The sequence below is a fragment of the Streptomyces sp. NPDC038200 genome, assembly GCF_055600785.1.
Genome location: NZ_JBVJYH010000076.1, coordinates 1 through 1,051 on the forward strand (window position 1 = coordinate 1; position 1,051 = coordinate 1,051).

At 69.2% G+C, this 1,051-nt stretch carries 1 protein-coding gene; it reads right to left on the reverse strand.

The annotated features are described in order from the left end of the window. A partial coding sequence (locus ACZ7KF_RS41580) for an acyl-CoA carboxylase subunit beta (protein ID WP_471087938.1) occupies nt 1–1,051 on the reverse strand: 1,051 nt, incomplete at both ends.

Consider the following 1,051-nt stretch of genomic DNA (forward strand, 5'->3'; position numbering starts at 1 on the left):
AGAGGGGGATGTTGCCGTGCTTCTTGGGGGGCAGGGTCTCTCGCTTGGTGCGCAGCTGGCGCAGGCCGCGGACGAGGTGGGCGCGGGTGTCGGACGGCATGATCACCGCGTCGATGTAGCCGCGCTCGGCCGCGACGTAGGGGTTGAGGAGGGTGTCCTCGTACTCCCGGATGAGGCGGGCCCGCACCGCCTCCATGTCCTCCCCGTTCGCCTCCGCCTCGGCGATGGTGCGGCGGTGCAGGATGTTGACCGCGCCCTGGGCGCCCATGACGGCGATCTGGGCGGTGGGCCAGGCGAGGTTGAGGTCGGCGCCCAGGTGCTTGGAGCCCATGACGTCGTAGGCGCCGCCGAAGGCCTTGCGGGTGATGACGGTGATCAGCGGGACGGTGGCCTCGGCGTAGGCGTAGATCAGCTTGGCGCCGCGCCGGATGATGCCGTCGTGCTCCTGGTCGACCCCGGGGAGGAAGCCGGGGACGTCCACGAAGGTCAGCACCGGGATGTTGAAGGCGTCGCAGGTGCGCACGAAGCGGGCGGCCTTCTCGGAGGCCTGGATGTCGAGGCAGCCGGCGAACTGCATGGGCTGGTTGGCGACGACGCCGACCGGGTGGCCCTCGACCCGTCCGAAGCCGGTGAGGATGTTCGGCGCGAACAGGGCCTGCGTCTCGAAGAACTCGGCGTCGTCCAGGACGTGCTCGATCACCGTGTGCATGTCGTAGGGCTGGTTGGCGCTGTCCGGGACCAGGGTGTCCAGCTCCAGGTCCTCGGCGTTGACGGCGAGGTCCGCCTCCTCCGCGAAGACCGGGGCCTCGCTGAGGTTGTTGGACGGCAGGTACGACAGCAGCTGCTTGACGTACTCGATGGCGTCCTTCTCGTCCCCGGCCATGTGGTGGGCCACACCGGAGGCGGTGTTGTGGGTGCGGGCGCCGCCCAGCTCCTCGAAGCCGACGTCCTCGCCGGTGACGGTCTTGATGACGTCCGGGCCGGTGATGAACATGTGCGAGGTCTGGTCGACCATGACCGTGAAGTCGGTGATGGCGGGGGAGTACACCGC